Origin of the sequence: Curtobacterium sp. WHRI 8282 (assembly GCF_040223925.2) — a bacterium.
GTDB lineage: Bacteria > Actinomycetota > Actinomycetes > Actinomycetales > Microbacteriaceae > Curtobacterium > Curtobacterium flaccumfaciens.
On record NZ_JBEHCD020000004.1, the window covers coordinates 1 to 26,924 of the forward strand.

23 protein-coding genes are annotated in these 26,924 nt (G+C 71.3%); 7 read left to right on the plus strand and 16 right to left on the minus strand.

What is annotated here, in order from left to right; genetic code table 11:
* Positions 1-28: 28 nt before the first annotated feature.
* The 6 genes from ABRP24_RS13940 to ABRP24_RS13965 all read right to left on the minus strand — a co-directional run bounded on the left by ABRP24_RS13940 (position 29) and on the right by ABRP24_RS13965 (position 6,501).
* Positions 29-478: a hypothetical protein gene (locus tag ABRP24_RS13940; protein ID WP_349850056.1), complete on the minus strand. Its 450-nt coding sequence runs from the start codon at positions 476-478 to the stop codon at positions 29-31.
* A 127-nt stretch (positions 479-605) separates the two neighbouring features.
* On the minus strand, positions 606-1,379 hold the full coding sequence (locus tag ABRP24_RS13945) for a type 1 glutamine amidotransferase (protein ID WP_301630407.1): 774 nt from the start codon (positions 1,377-1,379) through the stop codon (positions 606-608).
* Positions 1,376-2,635, minus strand: coding sequence for a MurT ligase domain-containing protein (locus ABRP24_RS13950; protein WP_232749517.1), 1,260 nt, complete (start codon positions 2,633-2,635; stop codon positions 1,376-1,378). The genes ABRP24_RS13945 and ABRP24_RS13950 overlap by 4 nt, the downstream gene beginning before the upstream one ends.
* A 6-nt stretch (positions 2,636-2,641) precedes the next feature.
* Positions 2,642-3,901, minus strand: a complete 1,260-nt coding sequence (locus tag ABRP24_RS13955; protein WP_027465462.1) for an RNA polymerase sigma factor — start codon at positions 3,899-3,901, stop codon at positions 2,642-2,644.
* Between the two features lie 193 nt (positions 3,902-4,094).
* A complete protein-coding gene (locus ABRP24_RS13960) occupies positions 4,095-5,414 on the minus strand; it encodes a nitrate/nitrite transporter (protein ID WP_027465461.1) in 1,320 nt (439 codons plus the stop codon).
* Between the two features lie 157 nt (positions 5,415-5,571).
* Entirely contained in the window at positions 5,572-6,501 is a 930-nt protein-coding gene (locus ABRP24_RS13965) for a proteasome assembly chaperone family protein (RefSeq protein WP_027465460.1), read from the minus strand.
* 76 nt (positions 6,502-6,577) lie between these two features.
* On the opposite strand from ABRP24_RS13965, the gene ABRP24_RS13970 reads away from it, so the two are divergent.
* The 3 genes from ABRP24_RS13970 to sucB all read left to right on the plus strand — a co-directional run bounded on the left by ABRP24_RS13970 (position 6,578) and on the right by sucB (position 11,186).
* Positions 6,578-8,068 (plus strand): leucyl aminopeptidase, encoded by a 1,491-nt coding sequence (locus ABRP24_RS13970; protein ID WP_349850060.1) that lies wholly within the window; start codon positions 6,578-6,580, stop codon positions 8,066-8,068.
* A 156-nt stretch (positions 8,069-8,224) separates the two neighbouring features.
* The gene (gene lpdA, locus ABRP24_RS13975) at positions 8,225-9,598 is read left to right on the plus strand and encodes a dihydrolipoyl dehydrogenase (protein ID WP_027465458.1); all 1,374 of its coding nucleotides are present in this window, start codon (positions 8,225-8,227) and stop codon (positions 9,596-9,598) included.
* A gap of 73 nt (positions 9,599-9,671) precedes the next feature.
* Positions 9,672-11,186 carry a 2-oxoglutarate dehydrogenase, E2 component, dihydrolipoamide succinyltransferase gene (gene sucB, locus ABRP24_RS13980; RefSeq protein WP_349850062.1) on the plus strand — a complete coding sequence of 505 codons (1,515 nt, stop codon included), beginning with the start codon at positions 9,672-9,674 and terminating at the stop codon, positions 11,184-11,186.
* A 77-nt stretch (positions 11,187-11,263) separates the two neighbouring features.
* Here sucB and ABRP24_RS13985 read toward each other — a convergent pair whose 3' ends face one another.
* Positions 11,264-12,187: a hypothetical protein gene (locus ABRP24_RS13985; protein ID WP_349850064.1), complete on the minus strand. Its 924-nt coding sequence runs from the start codon at positions 12,185-12,187 to the stop codon at positions 11,264-11,266.
* Between the two features lie 77 nt (positions 12,188-12,264).
* Between ABRP24_RS13985 and ABRP24_RS13990 the strand changes: the two genes are divergently transcribed.
* Entirely contained in the window at positions 12,265-12,981 is a 717-nt protein-coding gene (locus ABRP24_RS13990) for a DUF4191 domain-containing protein (protein ID WP_027465455.1), read from the plus strand.
* 185 nt (positions 12,982-13,166) lie between these two features.
* Here the strand turns inward: ABRP24_RS13990 and ABRP24_RS13995 are convergent, their stop codons facing one another.
* Positions 13,167-13,622 (minus strand): RDD family protein, encoded by a 456-nt coding sequence (locus ABRP24_RS13995; RefSeq protein ID WP_027465454.1) that lies wholly within the window; start codon positions 13,620-13,622, stop codon positions 13,167-13,169.
* 141 nt (positions 13,623-13,763) lie between these two features.
* Here ABRP24_RS13995 and glnA point away from each other — a divergent pair, with 141 nt between their 5' ends.
* Positions 13,764-15,188 carry a type I glutamate--ammonia ligase gene (gene glnA, locus ABRP24_RS14000; RefSeq protein ID WP_027465453.1) on the plus strand — a complete coding sequence of 475 codons (1,425 nt, stop codon included), beginning with the start codon at positions 13,764-13,766 and terminating at the stop codon, positions 15,186-15,188.
* Positions 15,189-15,565: 377 nt separating this feature from the next.
* On the opposite strand, the gene ABRP24_RS14005 is transcribed toward glnA, so the two are convergent.
* The 7 genes from ABRP24_RS14005 to ABRP24_RS14035 form a co-directional block, all read right to left on the minus strand.
* Positions 15,566-19,294, minus strand: a complete 3,729-nt coding sequence (locus ABRP24_RS14005) for an AAA family ATPase (RefSeq protein ID WP_349848832.1) — start codon at positions 19,292-19,294, stop codon at positions 15,566-15,568.
* Between the two features lie 31 nt (positions 19,295-19,325).
* A complete protein-coding gene (gene mutM, locus ABRP24_RS14010) occupies positions 19,326-20,297 on the minus strand; it encodes a bifunctional DNA-formamidopyrimidine glycosylase/DNA-(apurinic or apyrimidinic site) lyase (protein ID WP_349848834.1) in 972 nt (323 codons plus the stop codon).
* Positions 20,298-20,301: 4 nt separating this feature from the next.
* Positions 20,302-21,027, minus strand: coding sequence for a ribonuclease III (rnc, locus tag ABRP24_RS14015; protein WP_173034235.1), 726 nt, complete (start codon positions 21,025-21,027; stop codon positions 20,302-20,304).
* Between the two features lie 13 nt (positions 21,028-21,040).
* Entirely contained in the window at positions 21,041-21,244 is a 204-nt protein-coding gene (gene rpmF / locus ABRP24_RS14020; RefSeq protein ID WP_017888273.1) for a 50S ribosomal protein L32, read from the minus strand.
* Positions 21,245-21,299: 55 nt separating this feature from the next.
* Complete coding sequence (locus ABRP24_RS14025) at positions 21,300-21,872, minus strand: DUF177 domain-containing protein (RefSeq protein WP_071405664.1); 573 nt, start codon at positions 21,870-21,872, stop codon at positions 21,300-21,302.
* Between the two features lie 116 nt (positions 21,873-21,988).
* Entirely contained in the window at positions 21,989-22,474 is a 486-nt protein-coding gene (coaD, locus tag ABRP24_RS14030; RefSeq protein WP_349848837.1) for a pantetheine-phosphate adenylyltransferase, read from the minus strand.
* Between the two features lie 38 nt (positions 22,475-22,512).
* Entirely contained in the window at positions 22,513-24,741 is a 2,229-nt protein-coding gene (locus tag ABRP24_RS14035) for an ATP-dependent DNA helicase RecG (protein ID WP_349848839.1), read from the minus strand.
* 97 nt (positions 24,742-24,838) lie between these two features.
* Here ABRP24_RS14035 and ABRP24_RS14040 point away from each other — a divergent pair, with 97 nt between their 5' ends.
* Positions 24,839-25,399, plus strand: coding sequence for an RsmD family RNA methyltransferase (locus ABRP24_RS14040; RefSeq protein ID WP_027465899.1), 561 nt, complete (start codon positions 24,839-24,841; stop codon positions 25,397-25,399).
* A gap of 19 nt (positions 25,400-25,418) precedes the next feature.
* Here ABRP24_RS14040 and thiL read toward each other — a convergent pair whose 3' ends face one another.
* Entirely contained in the window at positions 25,419-26,414 is a 996-nt protein-coding gene (gene thiL, locus ABRP24_RS14045; protein ID WP_349848842.1) for a thiamine-phosphate kinase, read from the minus strand.
* 24 nt (positions 26,415-26,438) lie between these two features.
* On the opposite strand from thiL, the gene ABRP24_RS14050 reads away from it, so the two are divergent.
* Positions 26,439-26,924 (plus strand): DUF3515 family protein, encoded by a 486-nt coding sequence (locus ABRP24_RS14050; protein WP_071244872.1) that lies wholly within the window; start codon positions 26,439-26,441, stop codon positions 26,922-26,924.

Below are 26,924 nucleotides of genomic sequence, written 5' to 3' on the forward strand. Positions count from 1 at the left end.
CGCGCCTCCTGTCTGTCTGCAGCCCGGTTCAGAACTCGCGGTTCAGTGACCAGGCCACCCCGCGGTAGCTGTTCGGGCCCCAGATGCCGTCGATGGGGCCGCTGTACCGGTCATGGGCGGCCGCCCACCGCTGCAGCGCTGCGATGGTCAGGGGGTGCTCAGTTCCGTAGAAGTTCCCTGACTGGTAGTACCCGCCGACCGCGAGGCGCTTCGCGACGAAGAACCAAGCGGGCGAAGTCATACGACCATCGATGTCACCCGAGTACCCGGCCCTGCTGGCCATGCACTGCAGCCGCTTGTAGAAGATCGTCCCCGGGACGCCGTCGAACTCCGTCGTGGTCGTCGGGACCGAACTGCACGCGGAGCTGATCCGCGTCGTCGCAGCCTCAGCCGGAGCCGTCTGGGCGACCGTGCCGGCAGTGAACAGGGTCACGATGAGTCCACCGACCAGGGCGAGGACGAGTTTGTTGTGGTGCATGGAGCCTCCTTTGTCGGCCTTCAACATTTCAGATGTTGAATCCGAGTGGACGCTCTTGGCAACTGTTGCCATCCGTGCGCATGCAGAAGGCCGGGCCCCCTCGGGACCCGGCCTTCTGCTTCGTGCATCAGGCGATGCGCTTGAACGCCTTGTCGACGTAACGGTCGACCGTGGCACGCGCTTCACGTGCGTAGTGGTCGATGGTCGCCGTCTGCTCCGCGTCCGGCGCGTACTCCCGGCCCAGCCGTGCGGTGGCCGCAGCGAGGACGCCGTCGGTCAGCTGCGGGTTGAGCGGCAGGATCGGGCCCTGCGTGTGCGTGCCGAACGACGTGCCGACGATCGCACCCTCGACCGGGGCTCCCGCCTGGTTGCCACCACCGGACACGACGTCGGCGAACGGGCTGACCCCGGCCGCGAGCTCGATCGTGGTGGCATGGTCCTCGAAGCCGGCGAGACGCTTCGGTGCTCCGGTGAGCAACGGGTACCGGGTCTCGAGCACGAAGTAGTTCACGCGGCGCTCGGCACCGCGGACGGCCCGGGCGTCGAACACGCCGAACCCGGCGACCGGCGCACCCTCGGTCGGCACGACCTCGTTCGTCGCCAGGTCGAAGCCACCGCCGACCGCGATGACCGGTACACCGTCGGTCGCGAACGCACGGAGCGCGCCGCCGATGCGCGTGACGTCGTCGCCCAGGGACCGCATCGCGCTGAGCGGTCCGTTGCCGATCACGACGACGTCCGCCGTGGTCGGGAGCTCGTCACCGGGCGCGTACTCGACGACCTGTGTCTCGATGCCCGCAGCGGCCGCACGGAGGACCAGGGCCGCGACATTGCCACGGTCGCCCGAGACGCCCATCTGCCGGGGGTAGACGTGCAGGATGGTCAGCCGGTCGGCCGTCATGCGGTCTTCTCCATGTCCGGGTGGCCCAGGGCCTTGCGGGCGATCATCATGATCTCGTAGTTGACGATGAAGTTCTTCGTCCCGCGGGTCGTCGAGCCGAGCTGCTCCATGTGCTTGATGGCTGCTTCGACGTCGGGCTCGACCCGGCCGATGCGGACACCGGCGTGCTCGAGCGCGATCGCGATCTGCCACGCCTTGTCACCGGAGACGACGTCCACGTGGTCGAGCTTCGAGAAGTCGATGTCGTAGATCCAGGAGATGTCGGGCGTGCCCTCGTCGATCGCCATGAGGACCTGCTCGGGCTGGTCCGGCAGGGCGTCGAGGTTCAGCTGCAGGCTCGCGGCGTTCTTGAACATCGTGAACTCGGCGGACTCACCCGCGATGGGGAGTCGCTCGCCCCGGCCGTACGCCGGCTTCATCGTGCCGAAGGCCTTGGTCACGGCGTCGGCACGGAACTGCGCACCGAGGGCCGCACTCGCCGTCGCGGTGGCCGCAGCGGCGTCGACCGCGTAGTGCAGGCCGCGGGCGGGCAGCCGGACCGGGATCTCGGCGCCGTCGAAACGGATCGTCGCGCCGTCGCCCGTGTGGGCCACGACCTCGGCGTCGGCGGTGTGCTGGGCACGGTCACCGGCATCGAACGAATCGGCGTTCTGCAGACCGTTCGGTGCTGCGGCGATGACCTCGTCGCTCGCACCGAACCGCAGGACGCGCTGCCCGGGGGCGCCGGAGTAGCCGTCGAGGAACTGGTCGTCGTGGTTCGTGATGACGTTCGCCGTCGACAGCGCGGCGGTGTCGAGCATCATCGTCGCCACGCGCTCGGTCTCGAAGAACCGGTACAGCTGGTCGACCTGCACGTTGAGCATGGTCACCGTCGAGGGCGACAGGATGCCGGCGAGCTCGACCGCGAAGGCCTCGTCGACCTCGAGGATGCCGATGTCGGCCTTGAGCCGGCCGGTCAGCGAGACCTCGGACAGCAGGGCCGACGCGATGCCCTGCGGCAGGTTCGCGCCGGACGGGTTCGTGAAGACCCGCAGCCCGTGTGCGCGGACGATGTCGGAGATCATGTGCGTCGTCGTCGACTTGCCGTTCGAGCCGAGCACGAAGACGACGCCGTTCGGGAACTGCTTCGTCACGTGCTGCAGGAAGTCCGGCACGAGCTTCAGGACGATGTACCCGGGGTAGGCGGACCCGCCGCCCCTCGCACGGGCAAGGGCACGGAGGATCCGCCCGATCAGGATCGGGATCAAGAAGCGCATGCCGGCTTACTCGAGGTAGTCGCGCAGCGACTGCGACCGCGACGGGTGGCGGAGCTTCGCCATCGTCTTGGACTCGATCTGACGGATGCGCTCACGCGTCACGCCGAACGTGTCACCGATCTGGTCGAGGGTCTTCGGCTGGCCGTCACCGAGGCCGAAGCGCATGCGGATGACACCCGCCTCGCGCTCGGACAGGGAGTCGAGCAGGCTCTCGAGCTGCTTCTGCAGCATCGTGAAGCCCACCGCGTCAGCCGGCACGACCGCCTCGGTGTCCTCGATGAGGTCACCGAACTCCGAGTCGCCGTCCTCGCCCAGGGGCGTGTGCAGCGAGATCGGCTCGCGGCCGTACTTCTGGACCTCGACGACCTTCTCCGGGGTCATGTCGAGCTCGCGGGCGAGCTCTTCCGGAGTGGGTTCGCGACCGAGGTCCTGCAGCATCTGCCGCTGCACGCGGGCGAGCTTGTTGATGACCTCGACCATGTGCACCGGGATGCGGATCGTGCGGGCCTGGTCGGCCATGGCACGGGTGATGGCCTGACGGATCCACCACGTCGCGTAGGTCGAGAACTTGAAGCCCTTGGTGTAGTCGAACTTCTCGACCGCACGGATCAGGCCCAGGTTGCCCTCCTGGATGAGGTCCAGGAACTGCATGCCGCGACCGGTGTAGCGCTTCGCGAGCGAGACGACCAGGCGGAGGTTCGCACCGAGCAGGTGCGACTTCGCACGCTGACCGTCACGGGCGACCCAGCGCAGTTCGCGCTCGGCGGGCTTCGAGAGCCCGGTCGCGTGCTGCAACTTGTCCTCGGCGAACAGGCCGGCCTCGATGCGCATCGCGAGCTCGACCTCCTGCTCGGCGTTGAGCAGGGCGACCTTGCCGATCTGCTTCAGGTAGTCCTTCACCGGGTCGGCGGTGGCACCCGTGATGGTCGTCGAGTAGACCGGCGCCTCGTCGTCGTCGGTCTGCGAGATGACGAGCGCACCGGCGGCGACCGCGGCAGCGGCGTCCGGCTTGGCCGTCTTGTCGTCGGTGTCGTCGGCCTCGTCGGTCGGCTCCTCGACGGGCTCGTCTGAGGCGATCGCCTCGTCGACGGCGTCGGTCTTCTTCGCCTTGGGCGCCGCCTTCTTGGCGGGCGCCTTCTTGGCGGGGGCCTTCGTGGCGCGCTTCTTCGGCGCTGCGGTGCCCTCGGTGTCCGTGGCGTCCTCTGCCACAGCGCCCTCGGGCTCGGTGTCCTTCGTGGGATCGATCGTCGTGCTCCGGGCAGCCATGCGATCACCTCTCTCGTCGTGCCACGTTCGTGGGGTCGTGGCCTCCCTCGCCGCCCAGGTCCCGCGCCGCAGTCCCCCGCGTCGTACGAGTCCTACCGTTCCGGGCAGCACTAGGACCCATGTCAAGTCCCCCGAGTTCACCGGCGCACCGAAGTGCTCCGACAGACAGGGGTCCCGAACGGGTCCGTGATCATTATTGCACGTGCCGCTTCCGCAGGCGTGCAACGAGTGCAACCCAGAGTGGCCCGACCCGTATTCCCTCTTCCGAGTGCAGCACGCGGCGGGTCCGACGGCGGGAGTGCAGGAGCATCCCGACGCCGAAACCGACCACGACGTACTGCACCGTGAGGGCGATCCGGAAGTTCTCCCAGGCGAACACCGTGGTGCCGGTGGCCCGCGCCGCCGCGTCGAGCACAACGCCGATCAGGTACATCATCACGAAGGCCGCCAGGAACCCGCCGACGTTCACCACGCCGTTCGCCGAGCCGAGCGAGCCGACCGGGTTGAAGGTCCGGGCGAAGTCGAAGCCGATCAGGGAACCGGGCCCACCGATCCCCATCGCGACGACGAGCAGCACGAGCAACCACGTCGGCGGGTGCCCGGGCCAGAGCAGGATCGCCGTCCAGAGCACCGCGAGCAGGACGACCACGCCGAGCACCAGGTTGGACCGGCGCATCGGGAACCGCGCGCAGAGCACGCCGAGCACCGGGCCGGCGACGAACCCGACGACCACGATGATCGTGAGGAACCCCGCCGCCTCACCCGGGGAGTACCCGAGCCCCCGGAGCATCGGGACACCCCACAGCAGCGAGAACACCGTGCCCGACGACTGCGTGACGTAGTGCGACCAGAACCCGAGCTGCGTGCCCGGGCGGCGGAGCGCGTGCCCGAACGTGCTGAACGCGGCACCCCACGAGTGCGGCAGCGGGATCGTGTCCGTCCGCACCGGCACGGGACCGTTCCGCACGAAAACCGCGGCGAGCACGAGACCGACGGCACTGGCCGCGGCCGCGACGCCGAACGCCGGGGTCCAGCCCACCGTGTGCAGGAGCACCGCGAACGGGAACGCCGACAGGATCTGGCCGATCTGCCCGAGGTTGCCGGTCCACTGCGAGATCTGCGGCAGGATCCGGCCGCTGAACCACATCGGCACCAGGCGGATCACCGAGATGAAGGTCATCGCGTCACCGGCGCCGACGAGCACCCGCCCCGCGATGGCCGGTCCGATCGACGGGGACACGGCGACGATCGCCTGTCCGACGACCAGCAGCGCGGCGCCGAGGAGCACCAGCCGGCGGGGGCCGACGCGGTCGAGGGCGATCCCCACCGGGATCTGCAGCCCCGCGTAGACGGCGATCTGCACGACGGCGAGGGTGGACAGGACGGCGGCGGAGACGGCGAACCGGTCTTGCGCATCGACACCGGAGACCCCGAGCGAGGACCGCTGCACCACGGCGAGGACGTACGCGAGGACCGCGACGCCCCAGATCAGGAAGGCACGACGGGAGTTCACCGGACCAGGCTACCGACGCGTCCCCGCGTCGATACGCGACGAGCGTCGTCGAGGTGCGTCACGTCGTGCGGGCGACCAGAGGACGGCCTGGAGGCGCGGTGCGGGGCCGCCACGGGCCTCCAGACCGTCCTGTCGGGACGTCCGGATCCCGCGACGGTCAGTCGGTCGCGTCGCCCTGGGTGCGCCGGTCGGCCAGGAAGCGCTCGAGCTCGGCCGCGATCGCGTCCGCCGTCGGCACCTCGCCGTCGACGCCGGTCAGCGGCGACGCAACGGGGTTGCCCTCCATGTACGTGTCGTGCCGCTCCTCGAGCACGGAGACCAGGCGCTGGAGCTCGGGGTTGCCGGCCACCTGCTCCTCGACGCGGGTCAGGAACTCGCGACCCGACTCGCGCAGGGCGTCGGTCGGGAAGATGAGCCCGGTTGCGGCGGCGATGCCGGACAGCGCCGCGACGGCGGCGTCGGGGAACTCGGTGTCGGACAGGTAGTGGGGCACGAGCAGCACGAGCCCCGTGACCTGCGCGCCCGTCTCGGCGAGGCGGTGCTCGACCAGGTGCAGGACGTTCGCCGGCGCCTGGGTCTCGGGCTTCCAGACGCTCATCTGCTCGACGAGGTCGGCCCGGGTGCCGGAGACGGTGAGGCTGATCGGACGGGTGTGCGGGACCGGCATCGGGATGGACTGCACCCACGTGGTGTCGGCCACCTGCAGGTCGGCGGCGAGCCCGGTGACGGCCCGGACGAAGCGGTTCCACTGGAAGTCCGGCTCGTAGCCCGACAGGAACAGGAACGGCTGGCCGATCTCGTCGCGCACCAGGTGCAGGGCCAGACGGGGCGGCTCGACGGCGCTGATGTGGTCGTGCTCGAAGGTGATGACCGGCCGACGGGCCCGCCAGTCGAGCAGCACGTCGGGGTCGAACTCGGCGACGAGTTCGGTGTCGAGGTCCTCGAGGATCGAGTTCGTCACCTGCGCGACGGCCGATCCGGCATCGGCGAAACCGGTCAGCCCGGCGATCAGGTGCAACCCTGCTGGCACGGTCGGGGCGTCCGCGTCGAACGTGTAGAGCTCCTCGGGGTGGTTCACCGTCCCCATGCTAGGCGGGGCCTCCGACGTCCCCGGTGCGCGACGACCACGCCGACAGCGAACAGGCCCTCGGTAGGGTTGGAGCATGGTCCGACCGACGCTCTCCACCACCAGTTCATCCCCCGAGACCACCACCGCCGACGTGCTCGTCGTCGGGGTCCGCCCGGGCTCGTCCGGCGAGGCCGACAGCACCGCCGTGCTCGCTCCCACCGCCCTGGGCACGCTCGACGCCCTCGCCGGCCTCGACCTCGCCGCGATCGGGGTGACCGGCGCGAAGGACCAGCTCGTCCGCCTGCCCGCCACCGGCGTCGGTGCGAAGTCGGTCGCGCTGATCGGGCTCGGCTCCGCCACGGGTGCCGCGGCGATCCGCGCGGCCGCCGGCAGTGCCGTGCGACAGCTCCCCCGCGTCGACTCGATCACGCTCGCCCTGCCCACCGACTCTGCCGAGCTCGTCGACGCCGCCCTCGAGGGCGCTGCGCTCGGCGCGTACACCTTCACCCGGCACAAGGGCACCGGCACCAAGGCCCCGGCCCGCGGTGACCAGCGCATCGAGGTCGTCGCGCCCGCCGACGTCGCAGCCGACGCCGCCGTGCGCCCCGCGATCGTCGCCGACGCCGCGTCGCTCGTGCGCGACCTCGTGAACACCGCCGCGGGCGACCTCGGGCCGCAGGACGTCGCCGACGTCGCGACCGGGTTCGCCTCGGACCTGCCGCTCACCGTCGAGGTCCTCGACGAGCAGGCGCTCGAGGAGCAGGGCTTCGGCGGCATCCTCGGTGTCGGCCGCGGTTCGGCGCGTCCCCCGCGCCTGGTCGTCGTCCGGTACGCGCCGGAGTCCGCCACGAAGCACCTCGCCCTCGTGGGCAAGGGCATCACCTTCGACTCGGGCGGCCTCTCGCTCAAGCCCGCGGCGTCCATGCTCGGCATGAAGACCGACATGACCGGTGCCGCCACGGTGCTCGCCGCGACCGTCGCCGCCGCCCGCCTGGGGCTGAACGTGCGCGTGACCGCGTGGCTCGCCCTCGCCGAGAACATGCCCTCCGGCACCGCGACCCGCCCGGGCGACGTCCTGACGCTGAAGAACGGCACCACGGTCGAGGTCACGAACACCGACGCCGAGGGCCGCCTGGTGCTGGGCGACGGGATGGCCGCCGCGTCGCTCGAGCAGCCCGACGCGCTCGTCGACGTCGCCACGCTGACCGGCGCCCAGGTCGTCGCGCTCGGCGACCGCACCACCGGCCTGATGGGCAGCGACGACCTCGTCGCGAAGGTCCGTGCCGTCGCCGAGGGCGTCTCGGAGCCGATCTGGCCGATGCCGCTGCCCGAGGAGCTCGAGGCCCGGCTGTCCAGCGACGTCGCCGACATCGTCAACGCCACGGTCGGCAACCCGGCCGGCGGCATGCTGCTCGCGGGCAAGTTCCTCGAGCGCTTCGCCGGCGAGGGTGTCCCCTGGGCGCACCTCGACATCGCGGGTCCGTCGGAGAACAAGGGCGGCGGGTACGCCTGGTTGGGCAAGGGTGCGACGGGCGTGATGGTCCGGACGCTCATCGCTCTCGCAGAAGACCTCCAGTCCGAGTAGTAGGTTTGGTACCGGTGGGAACGGCGCACCGACGCGCCTCCCACCGGTACTGCACGGGACGGGACCGGAACCACGCGGTCCGACCGTCGGACGCCGCCCTCCGCGGTGTCCACGTAGGGCCCGATCGGCCCGACACGCACGAGGGAGTTGCACCAGGTGACGGAACAGACTTACGACGTCGTTGTCCTCGGTGGCGGGAGTGGTGGGTACGCCGCTGCGCTCCGGGCCGCCGAACTCGGCATGAGCGTCGCGCTCATCGAGGGCGACAAGCTCGGAGGGACGTGCCTGCACCGCGGCTGCATCCCGACCAAGGCGCTGCTGCACGCCGCCGAGATCGCCGACGGCACGCGGGACGCCGAGAAGTACGGCGTGATCGCGGAGTTCGCCGGTGTCGACGTGCCCAAGGTGATCGACTACCAGCAGGGCGTCATCAACTCCAAGTACAAGGGCCTGCAGGGCCTGATCAAGGCCCGCGGCATCACCGTGGTCGAGGGCTGGGGACGTCTGACCTCGCAGAACACCGTGCAGGTCGGCGACCAGACCGTCACCGGCAAGAACATCGTGCTCGCGACCGGCTCCTACTCGAAGTCCCTTCCAGGGCTCGAGATCGGCGGTCGCGTGATCACCTCCGAGACCGCACTCCGCATGGACTACGTCCCGAACAAGGTCGTCATCCTGGGCGGTGGCGTCATCGGCGTCGAGTTCGCCAGCGTCTGGAAGTCCTTCGGCGCCGAGGTCACCATCGTCGAGGGACTGCCGCACCTGGTCCCCGCCGAGGACGAGTCGATGTCGAAGCAGCTCGAGCGTGCGTTCCGCAAGCGCGGCATCGAGTTCTCGCTCGGTGTCCGGTTCCAGGGCGTCGAGCAGCACGAGAACGGCGTCGTCGTCACGCTGGAGGACGGCAAGACCTTCGACGGTGACGTCCTGCTCGTCGCCGTCGGCCGTGGCCCCGTCACGCAGAACGTCGGCTACGACGAGGTCGGCGTGGCGATGGACCGCGGGTTCGTCACCACGAACGAGCGTCTCGCCACGAACATCCCGAACGTCTACGCCGTCGGCGACATCGTCCCCGGCCTCCAGCTCGCGCACCGCGGCTTCCAGCAGGGCATCTTCGTCGCCGAGGAGATCGCCGGCCTCAACCCGGTGGTCATCGAGGACAAGAACATCCCGAAGATCACCTACTCCGACCCCGAGGTCGCGTCGGTCGGGCTCTCGCAGGCCAAGGCCGAAGAGCAGTACGGCGCCGACAAGGTCGACTCGTACGAGTACAACCTGGCCGGCAACGGCAAGAGCCACATCATCGGGACCTCCGGCTCCGTCAAGGTCGTGCGCGTCGTGGACGGCCCCGTCGTCGGGGTCAGCATGATCGGTGCCCGCGTCGGCGAGCTCATCGGCGAAGCCCAGCTCGCCGTGAACTGGGAGGCCTACCCGGAGGACATCGCTCCCCTGGTGCACGGTCACCCGACCCAGAACGAAGCCCTCGGCGAGGCGTTCCTGCACCTCGCGGGCAAGCCGCTGCACGCGCTGTGACCGGCACCGGTCAGCGCACTGTGACAATGACACCAACAACCACTGCAATCCCCCGCGAAGAGGAGTCCACCCGATGAGCGAATCCGTCAACCTCCCGGCGCTCGGCGAGAGCGTCACCGAGGGCACGGTGACCCGATGGCTGAAGAACGTCGGTGACCGGGTCGAGGTCGACGAGCCGCTGCTCGAGGTCTCGACCGACAAGGTCGACACCGAGATCCCGTCGCCGATCGCCGGCGTCGTCGAGGAGATCCTGGTCCAAGAGGACGAGACCGTCGAGGTCGGCACCGCCCTCGTGAAGATCGGTGACGGCTCCAGCTCGTCCGACGGCGGTTCGGACTCGTCCGACTCCGGCGCCGACGACGCGAACGCCGCCGCTGCCGACGCCGAGGAGCCCGAAGGTGCTCCGAGCACGGAGCAGGAGGCCGAGACCCCCGCCCCCGAGCCCACCGAGCCCGAGCCCGCCCCCGCCGGTCAGACGCAGCCCGCCGCCCCGCAGGCACCGTCCGCCCCGCCCGCAGCAGCGCCGGTCCCGGCCGCCGCTCCGGTCCCGCCGCCCGCAGCCGCACCGCCGGCAGCCGTGCCGGCCCAGGCCGCTCCGGCAGCCGCACCGGCTCCGGCGTCCGCGCCGAGCGCCACGGCCGCCGCCGCGGTGCCGAACCCCACGCAGGACGGCGCAGCCTCCGGCTACGTCACCCCGCTGGTGCGCAAGCTCGCCAACGAGCAGGGCGTCGACCTGTCCACGGTCACGGGCTCCGGTGTCGGGGGGCGCATCCGCAAGGAGGACGTCCTCGCCGCCGCCGCGAAGGCCCCGGCCGCCTCGGCTGCAGCAGCACCCGCCGCCGCTTCCGGCCCGTTCGTCGCCGAGGTCTCGCCGCTGCGCGGAACCCGCGAGAAGATGACCCGCCTGCGCAAGGTCGTCGCCGAGCGTGCCGTGCAGTCGATGACCTCGACCGCACAGCTCACGAGCGTCGTCGAGGTCGACGTCACGAAGGTGGCGCAGTTCCGCGATGCCCACAAGGCGGAGTTCCTCGAGAAGACCGGCTCGAAGCTCTCCTTCATGCCGTTCTTCGCCCTCGCGGCGTCCGAGGCGCTGAAGGCCCACCCGAAGATCAACTCCACGGTCGAGGGTGACGAGATCGTCTACCCGGAGACCGAGAACGTCTCGATCGCGGTGGACACCGAGCGCGGGCTGCTGACCCCGGTCATCAAGGACGCGGCCTCGCTGGACCTGGCGCAGTTCTCGAAGTCCATCGCGGACCTCGCCGAGCGCACCCGGAACAACCAGCTGAAGCCCGACGAGCTCGCAGGCGGCACGTTCACGCTGACCAACACCGGTTCGCGTGGCGCGCTGTTCGACACCCCCGTGGTGTTCCTGCCGCAGTCGGCGATCCTCGGCACCGGCATCGTCACGAAGCGCCCGGCGGTCGTGAAGGTCGACGGCCAGGAGGCCATCGCCATCCGCTCGTTCGTCTACCTGGCGCTGTCGTACGACCACCGGATCATCGACGGTGCGGACGCCTCGCGGTACCTCGTCGCGGTGAAGAACCGTCTCGAAGAGGGCAACTTCGCCCCGAACCTCGGGTACTGATCACCAGCAGCACGGCCGACGGCCCCGGTTCCCCTCGTGGGAGCCGGGGCCGTTCCCGTTCCCGGTCGGGTTCGGCGTCACCCGCCGCCGAGCAGGGTCAGCGCGGCGACCGCCGACCCGACGGTGACGACGAGCCCCACGAGGACACGGCGGAGCGGGAGTCGTCGTCCGGCTCCGAGTGGGACGCCGTGCTCGACCACGTCCCGCAGACGATCGAGCAGTCCGTCCTGCCCATCCGGTGTCGGCGGTTCGCCGAACACGAGGTCGCTCGGCACGGGGGTCCACCGGAACGGGCGGGGCGCTGCGGCGGCACGGACGACGTCGAGTGCTGCTCGTGCGCTCGGCCCGTCACCGTCGAGGGCGTCCTGCAGCGCGCCGAGCACCTGGGCCTGGGCGGGGTCGGCCGGGTCAACGCGGTCCCACACGCTCCGGGCTGCGAGCACGAGGGTCCGGGTCGCGTCCGCCGGGTGCGCGGTGCGCGTCGGGGTCGTCGCGTCAGTCGGGTTGGTCGGGCTCGCCGCGTTCGTCGGGCGGTCGCAGAGGACGACCGCACCGGAGTCGTCCACCAGCACGTCGTCGATGCCGGCGGTACCGAGCAGGACCGCGCCGTCGTGCACGGCCACCAGGAGCTCCAGGAGCGGGACCGTCAGGGTCACCGCGACCCCGGTCGTCGGGGTGCCGAGCCGGTCGAGCGCCGGCGCGAGCGGCGTACCCGTGGGCCGGTCGAGGTCGACCACGAGACGCCCAGTCGGCGTCCGACCGACCGCGGACACCGGGACGAGGTGGCGCTCGGCGGCTGCGGAGCGGTCGGCGACCCACGTGAGCACGTCGTGCTCGTCGTGCCCGTCGTGCCCGTCGTGCCCGGCGTGCCCGTCGTGTTCCTCGTGCTCGTCGCGCTCGTTGCCGGTCGCGATCCAGCGATCCGGGTGGTGGTCGGTGCTCGTCTCCATGGCGAGCAGCGTGGCGGTGGCGCGGCGGGCCTCCAGGCTCTCCCGCACCATCTGTGGACAAGACGTGTTCGCGCACAGCCGGACACGCGACGGTCTCCCCCGGCGCACGGAGGCCGTATCCTGTTCGCATGGCACGCAGCTCTTCCACAGACAAGAAGGCGAAGGAGCCGGGGCGTCTCAAGCAGATGTTCCAGGTCTTCCAGATGACCCGAAAGGCCGACCCGTCGTCGGTCTGGTGGTTCGCCCTCGCCTTCGTCGGTCCGGTCGTCCTCGGTGTCCTGCTGGCGCTGCTCCTGCCGGGGCAGAACTGGCTCGCGATCGTCCTGTGGATCGTCGCCGGTGTGCTGCTCGGTGTGCTGCTCTTCCTCATCGTGCTCGGTCGTCTGGCCGAACGTGCCGCGTACTCGCAGATCGAAGGCCAGCCCGGCGCCGTCGGTGCCGTGCTGTCGAACTCGCTCCGTCGCCAGTGGCGCTCGAGCGAGATGCCGGTCGCGGTGCACGGTCGCTCGCAGGCAGCGGTCTACCGCGCCGTGGGTCGCCCGGGTGTCGTCCTGATCACCGAGGGCCAGCGTGGCAACCTCAACCGCCAGGTCGACGAGGAGCGCCGCAAGGTCCAGCGCATCGTCCCGAACGTCGCCGTGCACGTGCTGCACGTGGGTGACGGTACCGGTGAGAGCCTGACGCTGCACAAGCTGCCCCGCGCCATGAACAAGCTCAAGAAGTCGCTCAACCGCAACGAGGTCCTGGCGGTCGCGAACCGTCTCGACTCGCTGACGCAGAGCCCCGCGGCCTCGATCCCGAAGGGCATGGACCCGATGCGGGCCCGTGCCGGACGGCCGCGCTGACCGAAGCCCCACACACGACACGAGGACGCCCCCGACCACCTGGTCGGGGGCGTTCTCGTGCGTGCCGGGTGCGTGCGGGGTGCGTGCCTCGCTCGAAGCCGGTCTTGCACGGTGCGAGGTTCCGTACTCGGTGCGGGAAGCGCAGGCGGGCACCGAGTACGGAACCTCGCACCACGCAGCCCGGCTCAGCGCCGGACGAGCACCGTCCCGGCGATGCGGTCGTGCGCACCCCGACTGTCGCGGTCGATGATGAGCGCCGGGACCACCAGGCAGAGCAGCACCGTCCGGAGGATCGGCCGCCACACCCCCACGTAGCCCCCGCGCATCGGGACGACCCGCAGTCCGACGCAGATGTGACCGAACGACCCGGACAACAGGCAGATGAACAGGATCTGCAGCACGGCGAAGATGGCGATCTGCACCCAGGAGTGCGCGATGTCGCCCGAACCGTTCACCGGCGACCACACGCCGGTGACGTAGGCGACCAGGTCGGCCAGCGCGCCGTCGATCAGCAGCGCCACGACCCGCCGGCCGATCCGCCCGACACTCCGGGGGCCGGACTCCGGCAGACCGAGGTCCTTGCCCGGCCACCCGTCCGGGTGCTCGGAGGGCGCGGACGGACTGGGAGTGCTGCGGGCCATGGTCCCCAGCGTAGGCGACGGCCCGGGCGTAACACGCCCGAAACAAACCAGTCATGTCCGGGAAACCCCGTGTCAATAGCCTCGTCGGAGGTGCCTTGACCGGTGCCTCCGACATCACCCAACCCATTGGAGATCGGCCCCATGTTCAGCGATTCCTCCGAGGTCCTGGCCTTCATCAAGGACACCGACGTCAAGTTCCTCGACATCCGCTTCACGGACCTGCCCGGTGTGCAGCAGCACTTCAACATCCCGGCATCCACCGTCGACGAGGACTTCTTCTCGGTCGGCCAGCTGTTCGACGGCTCCTCGATCCGTGGGTTCGCGTCGATCCACGAGTCCGACATGCAGCTGATCCCCGATGTGACCACGGCGTACGTCGACCAGTTCCGCGCCGAGCGCACGCTCATCATGATCTTCGACATCTACAACCCGCGGAACGGCGAGATCTACGGCCGTGACCCGCGCCAGGTGGCGAAGAAGGCTGAGAAGTACCTCGCGTCGACGGGCATCGCGGACACCGCGTTCTTCGCCCCCGAGGCCGAGTTCTACATCTTCGACGACGTCCGCTACTCGGTCACGCAGAACGAGTCCTTCTACGCGGTCGACTCCGAAGAGGGCGCCTGGAACACCGGTCGCGACGAAGAGGGCGGCAACCTCGCCAACAAGACCCCGTACAAGGGCGGCTACTTCCCCGTGTCGCCGGTCGACAAGACCGCCGACCTGCGCGACGACATCACCCTCAAGCTGATCGACGCCGGCTTCGAGCTCGAGCGCTCGCACCACGAGGTGGGCACGGGCGGCCAGCAGGAGATCAACTACAAGTTCGACACGATGGTCCACGCCGCGGACGACATCCTGAAGTTCAAGTACATCGTCAAGAACACCGCTGACCAGTGGGGCAAGGTCGCCACGTTCATGCCGAAGCCGCTCTTCGGCGACAACGGCTCGGGCATGCACACCCACCAGTCGCTCTGGTCGGACGGCAAGCCGCTCTTCTACGACGAGAACGGCTACGGCGGGCTGTCGGACCTCGCCCGCTGGTACATCGGCGGCATCCTGAAGCACGCCTCGGCGCTGCTCGCCTTCACCAACCCGTCGATCAACTCGTACCACCGACTGGTCAAGGGCTTCGAGGCGCCGGTCAACCTGGTCTACTCGGCCGGCAACCGCTCGGCGGCGATCCGCATCCCGATCACGGGCACCAACCCGAAGGCCAAGCGCATCGAGTTCCGCGCGCCCGACGCCTCCGGCAACCCGTACCTGGCCTTCGCCGCGCAGCTGATGGCGGGCCTCGACGGCATCCAGAACCGCATCGAGCCGCACGAGCCGGTCGACAAGGACCTCTACGAGCTCCCGCCGGAAGAGGCGAAGGGCATCCCCCAGGTCCCCGGCTCCCTCGACGAGGCGCTCGACGCGCTCGAGGCGGACCACGAGTTCCTCACGAAGGGCAACGTCTTCACCGAGGACCTCATCCAGACCTGGATCGACTACAAGCGCGAGAACGAGATCCTCCCGCTGGCCCAGCGCCCGCACCCGTTCGAGTACGAGCTGTACTTCGGCGTCTGAGTTCCGCTGACACCACACGAAGGGCCCCGCACCGTCAGGTGCGGGGCCCTTCGCCGTACCGGCCACGTTTCGGGGTGGGCGACACCTCACGGGCTGCGCCGCCCGTGAGGTGTCGCCCAGCGCGAGAGGCCGCGGCCACCGTCAGCGCGGGGTGCTGACGCGACCGCCTGGAGGCCCGGTGCCGGTCCGGCGGGCGGGCGCCGGGCCTCCAGGCGGTCGCGACGCACGTTCCTTCCCATCGCAGCTGGACTGGAAAGCGGAATCGGGGGGTCCTGGTGGGCAAGTGCCACCACGGACGCCCCCGTCGGCCCGGGACGGCCGGGGGGGCCCGGCCCCCCCCCCCCCTCCCGTCTGCCGTCCGGTCGCGACCAGGACACCTAGGCGACCGCGTCCGCCGGCTCGCGCTTCTGCAACCGCTGCCCGACGACCGCCGAGACGCCGTCCTGCCGCATCGACACCCCGTACAGGGCGTCGGCGATCTCCATCGTCCGCTTCTGGTGCGTGATGACGATGAGCTGCGACGACTCGCGCAGACGCTCGAACACGGTCAGCAGGCGGCCCAGGTTGGCGTCGTCGAGTGCCGCCTCGACCTCGTCCATGATGTAGAACGGCGACGGCCGCGCGGTGAAGATCGCGACGAGGAGCGCCACCGCCGCCAGGGACCGCTCGCCGCCGGACAGCAGGGTCAGGCGGTCGATCTTCTTGCCGGCGGGCTTCACCTGCACGTCGATCCCGGTGCCGAGCAGGTCGGTCGGGTCGGTCAGGTTGATGGACCCCGAGCCGCCCGGGAACAGGATCGGGAAGATGACGTCGAACGCTTCCTTCGTGTCGTTGAACGCGGACTCGAAGATCGTCTGCATCTTCGTGTCGAGCTCGTCGATGATCGTCAGCAGGTCCGTCCGGGTCTTCTGCAGGTCCTCGAGCTGCTCGGCGAGGAACGCGTGCCGCTGCTCGAGCGCCTGGAACTCCTCGAGCGCGAGCGGGTTCACCTTGCCGAGCTGTCCGAGGTCGCGCTCCGCGGCCTTGAGCCGGCGCTCCTGTTCGGCACGGACGTAGGGCACGGTCTCGACGTCGGCGGGGTCGATCTCGTCGGTCGTGTCGAACTCGGGCAGCGCCGGGCCGCCGGGCAGGGTGGACTCCGCGTCGACGAGGGCCACGTCGTCGGTGTCGGCACCCGCTTCTGCCGCTGCTTCCTCCGGCTCGGTCACGCCCGCGGCCTCGGTGGCGGCGGCCGCAGCCGCGCGCTCCGCCTCGCGGTGCTTCCGCGCGCGCACCCGCGGGTCCACGAGCACGTCGACGGGCACCGGCACGTGCGGCCCGTACTCGGCCACCAGCACGGCCTCGGACAGCCCGAGCTCGCTCTGCGCCCGGTCGAGGACGCCGGACACGTGCAGCTTCTTCTCGTAGATCTCCATCTCGAGCGAGTGCACGCCGTCGGTGATGGTCTGCAGGCGGTCCCGGAGCTCGCGCTCCTCGTTGCGAATCGTCTGCAGCTCGGTGTTGCGCTTCGACCGCTCGGCTTCCTCCGTCGCCAGCTGCACCCGCGCTTCGGCCAGCGAGCGGTCGACCGCTCCGAGCACCCCGGGCAGGTCGGCGAGGACGGCTTCGGCGGTCCGGATCTGACCACGGCGGATGACGGCGAGCCGCGCGGCCTCCTCGGCGGCGGCGCGCTCGGCCTCGAGCTGGCGGTCGAGCTGGTCGGCGCGGTTCCGTTCGGCGCGCACACGCTCGCGCACGGTCTCCACCTGGATCCGCTGCTCGACCTCGGCGGCACGTGCGGCCTCGAGCGCGTCCTGCAGCGCGGGACGCTCGGACGCGTCGACCACGGGGCGCTCCTGGTCGGTGAAGGCACGGTGCGCCGACTCGGCCTCGGCCAGCACCGCCTCGGCGGTCTCGACGGCGCCGTCGGTCTCGGCCAGCGCGGCACGCAGCCGCTCGACCTCGGCCGCGGCGTTCTCCGCCTTCGCACGCGTCGACGCACTCGTGCGGTCGTACTCGGCCTTCGCCCGCGTGTAGGCGCGGGAGGCTGCATCGGCCTCGTCCGCACGGCGGCGTGCGTCCTCGACGGCGCTGCGCGCGGCCTGGAGGCCCGTGGCCGCGTCCTCGGCGTCGGTCGCGATCGCGTCGCGTCGCGTCACGGCGTCGTCGCGCTCCGCGACGAGCTCGATGCGCGAGGTCACGCGCTCCCCGCCGCCGGTCACGCGGACCGCACGGACGAGGTCGCCGGACCGCGTGACCACCGTGGCGTGCGGGGCGGCCGTGAGCACGGCCTCCAGGTCGAGGTCGTCGGTCTCCGCGACCAGCGTGTCCCGCAGGATCGACGCGAGCGCCAGCGGTCCCTGCACCAGGTCCGTGGCACGGCGGACGCCGGCCGGCAGGGTCTCGGGCAGGGCCGCTGGGACGGACGCGGCGTCCGCGACGACGACGTCGATCCGGCCGAGGTCGGCAGCGCGGGCGTGGTCGACGGCGTCGAGCGCCGCACCGCGGTCGTCGGCGAGGACGGCGTCGGCGAGTCCCTCGAGCGCGGTGGCGATCGCGGCCTCGAACCCGGGCGACACCGTCAGGCTGTCGGCCAGGCGACCGACGATGCCCGCGCGACCGGCGTCGATCAGTGCCTGCGAACCGTCGCGGACCTCGATCGACATGCCGAGCGCGGTGACCCGCGCGTCGAGGGCGTCCCGCTCGCGTTCGAGGGCGTGGAGCCGGTCGCGCTGCTCGTCGCGCGCGGTCTGGGCCCGTTCGAGCTCGGCGCGCGCCTGCTCGAGTGTCTGCGCGAGCGCGGTCTCGTCGACCCCCTCGGACGGGTCGACACCGAGTTCGGCGAGGGCCGCCGCGGCACGCTCGGCACGCTCCCCCGCCTCGGCCAGAGCCCGCTCCCGCCGCTCGCGGTCGGCGACGGCGGAACCGCGCTTCGACCGGGCGACGTCGACGGCGCTGGCGAGCCGCTGCGCCTCGAGGTCGTGCTGCGAGACACGGGCAGCCTGGGCGGCGATGCGCTCGTCCAGGGCGTCCAGCGAGGCGCGGGCGTCCCGCACCGCGCGGGCGGTCGTCGCCGAACCGCCCTGCATCTCGTCGGCGCGGGCGGCGAGGCGGTCGGCCTCGGCTCGGACCCCGGCGACCTGCTCCTGGGTGACGGTCGGGCCCTGCTGCGGTGCGTCGGCCTGCTGCGCGAGGAACATCAGGCGCTGGTTCGCCAGGCTCGACAGGCCGCGGAGGCGCTCCTGCACGCTCTCGAGCCGGTGCACGACGGTGCGGGCGCGGTCGACGTCGTCCCCGACCATGCTCTGCTCGACGTGCTGCTGGCGCACCCGGGTCTGGTCGAGCCGCTCGGTCAGGACGATGCGCTCGGACTTGCGGCCCGCCTCGACCTCCTGGTGGTCGTGCAGCTCACGGCGCAGGCGCACCACGTCGTCGGCGAGGATGCGGGCCTTGGCGTCGCGGAAGACCGCGGCCACCGACTGGGCCTTGCGTGCCACCTCGGCCTGCCGCCCGAGGGGCTTCAGCTGCCGCCGGATCTCACCGGCCAGGTCGGACAGGCGGGTCAGGTTCGTCTGCATCGCGTCGAGCTTGCGGAGGGTCTTCTCCTTGCGACGGCGGTGCTTCAGGATCCCCGCGGCCTCCTCGATGAAGCCGCGGCGGTCCTCCGGGGTGGCGTGCAGCACCTTGTCGAGCTGCCCCTGCCCGACGATCACGTGCATCTCACGGCCGAGGCCGGTGTCGCTCAGCAGCTCCTGCACGTCGAGCAGCCGGCAGTTCTCGCCGTTGATGGCGTACTCGCTGCCGCCGTTGCGGAACAGCGTGCGCGCGATCGTCACCTCGGAGTACTCGATCGGCAGCAGGCCGTCGCTGTTGTCGATGGTCAGCAGCACCTGGGCACGACCGAGCGGACCGCGGGTCGAGGTGCCGGCGAAGATGACGTCCTCCATCTTGCCGCCGCGCAGGGTCTTCGCCCCCTGCTCCCCCATCACCCAGGCCAGGGCGTCCACCACGTTCGACTTGCCGGAGCCGTTCGGACCGACGATGCACGTCACGCCCGGCTCGAACGCGAACGTCGTCGGCTGCGCGAAGGACTTGAACCCCTTGATGGTCAGGCTCTTCAAGTACATGCGGTCTCCGGATGCTCTGGTTGGCGTCAGGCTAACGCGTGCGGGCGCGGGGACGGGGTTGGCACACGGGGCAGATGTGGCTCGACCGGTTCATGAAGGCCTCGCGCACGATCGTCGTGCCGCAGCGGGGACACGGCTTCCCCTGCTGCCCGTAGACGTTCAGACGCTGCGAGAAGTACCCGGACTGCCCGTTGACGTTGACGTACTGGGCATCGAAGCTCGTGCCGCCGTCCTCGAGCGCCCGGCGCAGGATGGCGCGGACCTCGTCGAGCAGCCGACGCAGGTCGGCACGGGTGAGGCGGTCGGCGGCGCGGCCGTAGTGCAGCTTCGCGGCCCAGAGCGACTCGTCGGCGTAGATGTTGCCGATGCCGCTCACGACGCCCTGGTCGAGCAGCACCCGCTTGATGCCGCTCGACCGCTTCCGTGCCATCGCGGTGAACCGGTCGTCGTCGAAAGCGGGGTCGAGCGGGTCACGGGCGATGTGCGACACCTGCCCGGGCACCCACCGACGCCACACGGCATCGGGGTCGATCGCGTCGACCTGCCCGCTGAACCCGGCTGGAGCACCGTCGATCGTCGGCACCATCGCGTCGATCGCCATCGAGCCGAACGTGCGCTGGTCGACGAACTCGAGTTCCACCGGGGGCTCCGCCGCACCTGCGCGGTCGGTGCCCGAGGGCTGTACGTCGATGAGGATCCGACGGTGCTTGGCCGCCGGTCGACCACGGCCGAGCAGGATCTGCCCGCTCATGCCGAGGTGGGCGACGAGTGCCTCGGGGCGGTCCCCGTCGTGCTCGGGCTGCAGCGGCATCCAGAGGAACTTGCCCCGGCGGACGGCAGCGGCGATCGTGCGACCGGTCAGTCGGTCGGCGAAGTCCTCGGCGGGGCCGTCGTGCCGGGTGAGGGCACGGTCGTCGACCACGTCGACGTGCAGGACCCGCGCGCCGCTGACGGCGGGTTCGAGGCCGGCGCGGACGACCTCGACCTCGGGGAGTTCGGGCACGCGGTCAGGCCGCTCGGCCGGACAGCCGGGTCCAGGCGTCGAGCGCTGCGGCCATCTCGGCGGCCTTCTTGCTCGACCCGGTGCCGGTGGCGATGTCCTCGCCCTGCAGGACGACCGTCGCCATGAAGGTCTTGTCGTGGTCCGGGCCGGTCTCGGTGACGCGGTACGCCGGGTTGCCGAGCGAACGACTCGAGGCGAGCTCCTGCAGGCTCGTCTTCGGGTCCATCGCGGCGCCGAAGCGGTCCGGGTCGATCATGAGCGGTTCGACCAGGCGGAGGACGAGCTCGGTGGCCGGGTCGGGACCGGCCGACAGGTACGTCGCGCCGATGACGGCTTCGACCGTGTCGGCCAGGATCGACGACTTGTCGCGCCCACCGGTCTGTTCCTCGCCCTTGCCGAGGCGCAGGTAGCGGCCGAGCCCGATCATCCGGGCGATCTCGGCCAGCGCCACGGTCGACACCAGGCTCGCCCGACGCTTGGCGAGGTCACCCTCGTCGAGGTCGGGGAAGGACCGGTAGAGCTTCACGGTCACGGCCTGGCCGAGGATCGAGTCCCCGAGGAACTCGAGGCGCTCGTTGTGCTTGATGCCCCCGTGCTCGTAGGCGTAGGAGCGGTGCGTCAGGGCGAGCTGGAGCAACTCGAGGTCGATGTCGGCCCCGAGGATGCCCTGCAGACGAACGACGTCCGGCCCCGCGGGGCGAGACCCCGCAGCGCCGGACGTTGTCGTCATGCGTTCGGTCCGATCAGACGTCGGCGACCTTGCGGCCCTTGTACTCCATGTACAGGGGCGTGCCGGCCGAGTCCTCGACGACCTTCGCGCGGTGCGGGAGGCTGTAGGTGACCTGACCGTTCTCGATCGTCTTCACGAGCTGGATCGGCGTGGCCTTCCACTGCGAACGACGGGCGTGCGTGTTCGCACGGGACTGCTTGCGCTTGGGAACGGCCATGGTGAATCTCTTTCGGTTGGTCGGTGGTCGGTACGGGGGCTGGCGGTGTCGGGACCTACTCGGTCTCGGCCCGCTCCTCGCCCTCGGTGGTCTTCGGTGCGGTGGTGTCACCGTCGGTGCTGTCGTCGAGCTCGATCGCGCTGAGCGCTGCCCAGCGGGGATCCAGCACCTGACGAGCGGGCTGCTCGCCGAGGTCGGCCAGACGCTCGCCCGTCACCGGGTCGAGTCCTGGGCAGTCCGGTCGACAGACCGGCTGGAACGGCAGCGACAGCACCACCGCATCTCGAACGACCTGTTCGGTGTCCACGTGGTCATCGCGAACGAAGAAGTCGAAATCCTCCGAGGCATCATACGCGAACAGCTCGGCGAAATCGACCTCGATCGGTTCGCTGATGTCGATGAGGCAGCGCGAGCACTCCCCCGTGGCGTCGGCCGAAGCGTGTCCGGACACGAGGACGCCCTCGTGCAGGCCTTCGAGCTTGACGTCGATGTGCAGTTCGGCTCCCTGTCGGACGCCGATCAGACCGGCCCCCATCGCGTCGGGCACCTCGATGTCGAGCGAGTGCTCGCGCATCTCACCCGGCCGGTGCGCGAGGTCGCGCACGCGCAGGGCGTAGGGGCTGTTCACGGGGGAAGACACGATCGACAAGCCTAGCGCGATCGGGGCCGAGAGTCGAGGTGGCGACAGGCGTGTCCGGACGCGGTGGGCGCCGTGCGCGTGCCGGCCGGGCTGTGCAGGCGCGCTCAGCGGGCCGCGAGCGCGTCGGCGACCGTCTTCGGCACGTAGGGCGTGACGTCTCCGCCGAGCGATGACACCTGCCGGATCAGCGAGCTCGACACGTGCGACCGCGACGCCTCGGGCAGCAGGAACACCGTCTCGACGTCGGCCAGGTGGCGGTTCATGATGGCCATCGGGGTCTCGTAGGCGACGTCCTCGCCGGACCGCACGCCCTTCACCAGGACCTTGGCCCCGACCTGGCGGCAGTAGTCCACCAGCAGGCCGGACGTCCACTCGCCCACCGTGACCGTGTCCGGCGCGCCGACCTCGACCAGCGAGTCGCGGATGAGCCGCACCCGGTCGACCGCCTCGAACATCGCCGGCTTCTTGTCGGGGTTGTGCACCACGAGGACGTGCACCTCGTCGAAGAGCCCGGCCGCGCGGCCGATGACGTCGAGGTGCCCGAGGGTGACGGGGTCGAAGGAACCGGGGACCACCGCGATCTGCGCCATGGCAGCGACGATACCGCGCGTGCCGTCGTGCTCCGGGGTCAGTTCTTGCCGAGGAACGCCGCGTCGGACTCGTCGAGGCGCCGGGCGAGGGCGTCACGGAGGGCCGGGGACCCCTCGAGCTCGGGATCGGGTTCGAGCACGCGCTCCGCTTCTCCGCGCGCGTCGACGATGAGGTCGGCGTGCTCGACCACCCGGAGCAGGTTGAGCGAGGACCGCCCACCGGACTGCCGTTCGCCCAGGACGTCACCTTCGCGTCGGAGCTCGAGGTCGACCCGGGCGAGCTCGAACCCGTCGTCCGAGGCGGCCACCGCGTCGACGCGCTCGCGCGAGGTGGTCTCGAGCTCGGCCGAGGTGACCAGCAGGCAGACCCCGGCCCACTGCCCACGACCGATGCGGCCGCGGAGCTGGTGGAGCTGCGAGACCCCGAACCGGTCGGCGTCGAGGACGGCCATCATCGCCGCGTTCGGGACGTCGACGCCGACCTCGATCACGGTCGTCGCCACGACCACGTCGAGGTCGCCGGCGGCGAAGGACGTCATCACGCGGTCCTTCTCGTCGGCGGTCATCCGGCCGTGCAGGACCGCGATCGAGCGCCCGTCGAGCACGGGCATGGTGCGCATCCGCTCGGCGGTGGCGAGCACGGTCGCCGGGGCACGCTTCGGGGCGTCGTCCTCGCCCTCGGCCGGCTCCGGCTCGCCGTCGTCCTCGGTGTGGGCGTCGTCGATCGCCGGGCAGACGACGAACGCCTGGCGACCCTTGGCCAGTTCTTCGGCCATGCGGGACCAGATCCGGGGTTCCCACCCGGGGTGCTCCGCCAGCGGGACCGTGAAGGTCTCGACGCCGGCGCGCCCCGCCGGCATGCCCGTGATGGTCGAGACATCGAGGTCGCCGAACACCGTCATCGCGACGGTGCGCGGGATCGGCGTCGCGGTGAGCACGAGCACGTGCGGCGGGGTCGTGCCCTTGGTGCGGAGGGCCTCGCGCTGCTCGACACCGAAGCGGTGCTGCTCGTCGACCACCACGAGCCCCAGCTCGGCGAAGTCCACCCGGTCCCCCAGGAGCGCGTGGGTGCCGACGACCAGCCGTGAGCTGCCCGACGCCGCGGCGAGCAGGGCCCGGCGACGCTCGTCGGTGGACTGCGACCCGGTCAGGATCACCGGTCGGAGCTCGGCGGCCAGGTCCGGCCCGAGGAACTTCACGATGGAGCGCAGGTGCTGGGCCGCCAGCACCTCGGTCGGGGCGATGAGCGCGGACTGGCCGCCGGACTCGGCCACCGTGAGCATCGCCCGGATCGCCACGAGGGTCTTGCCGGACCCGACCTCGCCCTGGATCAACCGGTGCATGGGCCAGGTGCGGGCGAGGTCCTGGTCGATGTCGGCACCGACGGCCCGCTGGTCGTCCGTCAACGTGAAGGGCAGGGTGGCGTCGAAGCGCTCGAGGATGCCACCCGGGGCGGCCACGCGCGGGGTGGCCGCGGTGCGACGGGCCGCGATCCGGCGCTGCACCAGGGCGGTCTGCAGCACGAACGCCTCGCGGTAGCGCAGGGCGTCCTGCGCGCGCTTGAAGTCCGCGACCTTCTCGGGGCGGTGCAGCAGCTCGAGCGCGCGGCGGAACGGCACGAGGTCGAGCCGGGACCGCGCGGACGCCGGCACCGGGTCGGGCAGGTCCGGCAGGGTGTCGAGGACGATCCCGATGGACTTCGCGATCTGCCACGACGTGAGCGAGGCCGTCGCCGGGTAGATCGGGATCGGCTGGCGCGACCAGCGGATCGCTTCGTCGGAACCGGGTTCGGCCGTGGCGCGGGGGTCGTCGGGGTCGAACAGCTCGTAGTCGGGGTGGGCGAGCTGCCGGGCACCCCGGTAGTCGCTGACCTTGCCGGAGAAGATGCCCCGGGCGCCGGGGACGAGGTCCTTCGTGCGCCAGCCCTGGTTGAAGAACGTGAGGGTGAGCAGGCCCTTGCCGTCGCCGATCTTCGCTTCGAGGATCGAGCCGCGGCGCGCGCGCATGGTGCGTTCACGGACGTCGACGACCTCGGCCACGATGGTGACGGGTTCGCCGATCGCGAGCGAGTCGAGGGCCGTCAGTGCACCACGCTCGGCGTAGCGGCGGGGCGCGTGCTCGAGGAACTCCCCCACCGTGCGGTAGCCGAAGGCCTTCTCGATCGCGGTCGCCGTCCGACCGCCGAGCACGTTCGCGAGCCGCGAGTCGAGCGGCGCCGGACCGAGGTCGGGCGCGGCCGGCGCAGCGGGGGTTCCGGAGGTGACCACGCTCCAACGGTACCGGGCACGACCGACCCCACCCGCGCCTCCCGAGCGGCCTGTGGAGAACACCGGACCGGACCCGCCGGGCCGATACGGTGGCTGCATGACCCGCATCATCGCCGGCGCCGCCGGCTCCCTGACGCTCCGGGTGCCGAAGTCCGGCACCCGCCCGACGAGCGACCGCGTGCGCGAGGCGCTGTTCTCGTCGCTCGAGGCACGGGGGCTCGTCGAGGCCACGTCGGTGGCCGACCTGTACGCGGGGACGGGCGCGCTCGGGCTCGAGGCAGCGTCCCGCGGTGCGGCCGAGGTGGTCCTGGTCGACCGGGCATCCGCCGCCGCGCAGGCCTGCCGGGCGAACGCGAAGGCCGTGCAGCAGCGGGTGCCGGGCGTCCGGATCGACGTGCAGCCCCAGCCGGTGCTCGGGTACCTGCGCGGGACCGTCCGCACCTTCGACCTGGTGTTCATCGACCCGCCCTACGACGTCACCGAGCACGAGCTCGCCGAGGTGCTCGAGGCCCTGGCGCCGAAGCTGACGCCGGATGCCGTCGTCGTGGTCGAGCGGAGCAAGCGCTCCCCCGAGCCCACCTGGCCGGCGGGGCTCGCGCCGTTCAGCAAGCGCAGCTACGGCGAGACCGTCGCGTGGGAGGCCGTCGCCGCCGGCTGAGGCAACGGGGTCAACCGGGTCAGCCGGCGGCGCCGTCCCAGTCGGCGTAGGGGTCCCAGCCGGTCGTCGGCACGACGGCACCGGCGCGCAGCAGGTCCGCGTCGCCGCGCTCCCGCACGACACCGATGCGCCGGAAGCCCCCGGGCAGGACCGCGCCGGCCGGGAACGTGGCGAGCAGTCCGTGGTCCTCGCCACCGTGCAGCGCGACCTCGTCGAGGTCGGTGGCGGCATCGAGTTCGAGCGTCACCCGGCTGGCACGGGCGAGCCGACCGGCGTCGATCGCCAGGCCGTCGGACAGGTCCAGCATCGCGGTGGCCCCGGCCCCGGCCGCGAGCGGCCCGTCGGCGATCGGGGGCACCGGGCGGCGCTGGCGTCCGACGTCGGGGTCGACGTCCGCGCCGCTCGCGACCGTCGCGGCACGGTCCGGCTCGCCCCGGCCGTCGACGCCCTCGCGGAACAGCCGGGACAGCCCACGGGCGGCACGTCCGAGCTCGCCGGACACCGCGAGCACGTCACCGACGCTCGCACCCGACCGCAGCACGGGCGCGCGGCCCAGCAGGTCGCCGAAGGCGGTGACGGCCACCGTGAACGTCGCCGAGGTGGAGAGGTCTCCCCCGACGACCCCGCACCCCGGCGCGAGCGCGTCGACGGCGAGCCGGAAGCCGTCGGCGATGCCCTCGAGGACGGCGACGGGGGTGTCCTGCGGTGCGGCGAGAGCGATCACGAGGCCGCTCGGCACGGCACCCATCGCGGCGACGTCGGAGAGGTTCGTGGCGGCCGCCTTCCAGCCGATGTCCGTCGGCGACGACCACGCCCACCGGAAGTCCGGACCGTGCACCATCATGTCCGTCGTCACGACGAAGCGGCCGTCGGGGGCGGCCACGACCGCGCAGTCGTCTCCGGGGCCGAGGATCGGCGTCCCTGCGGGCAGGCGACTCGTGATCCGGTCGAGGACGACGAGTTCGCCGAGCTCCCCCACCGTCGGTCCGGCCCAGGCGTCGTCCGTCGCATCCACACGAGAACGGTAGCCTGGACGACGATGGACACCGCGCGCCGCACCCCTCGCACCCTCGCGATCGTGGGGGCCGTGATCACCATCGCCGCCGGGCTGACCGGGTGCACGAACGCCGTGTCGATGTCCGCAGCCCCGTCGGCCAACGCAGCGGCGTGCGCCGCCGTGCAGGTCCGGTTGCCCGCGACCGTGGACTCGAAGTTCGACCTGCGGAACACGAACGCGCAGGCGACCGCTGCCTGGGGCGACCCCGAGGTGGCGATCTACCACTGCGGTGTCGCCGTCCCCACCGTGTCCGACCTGCCGTGCTTCTCACAGGGCGGCGTCGACTGGATCCGCGACGACCGGGGCGACCAGGTCGTCTTCACGACGTTCGGTCGGTCACCGGCGGTGCAGGTCGTGGTCGACTCGACGAAGACCACGTCGACGGTCGTGCAGGAGCTGTCCGACGCCGTGTCGTCGCTGCCGAAGGACGGACACGAGTGCCTCGACCCCGACGACGTGCAGGGCTGA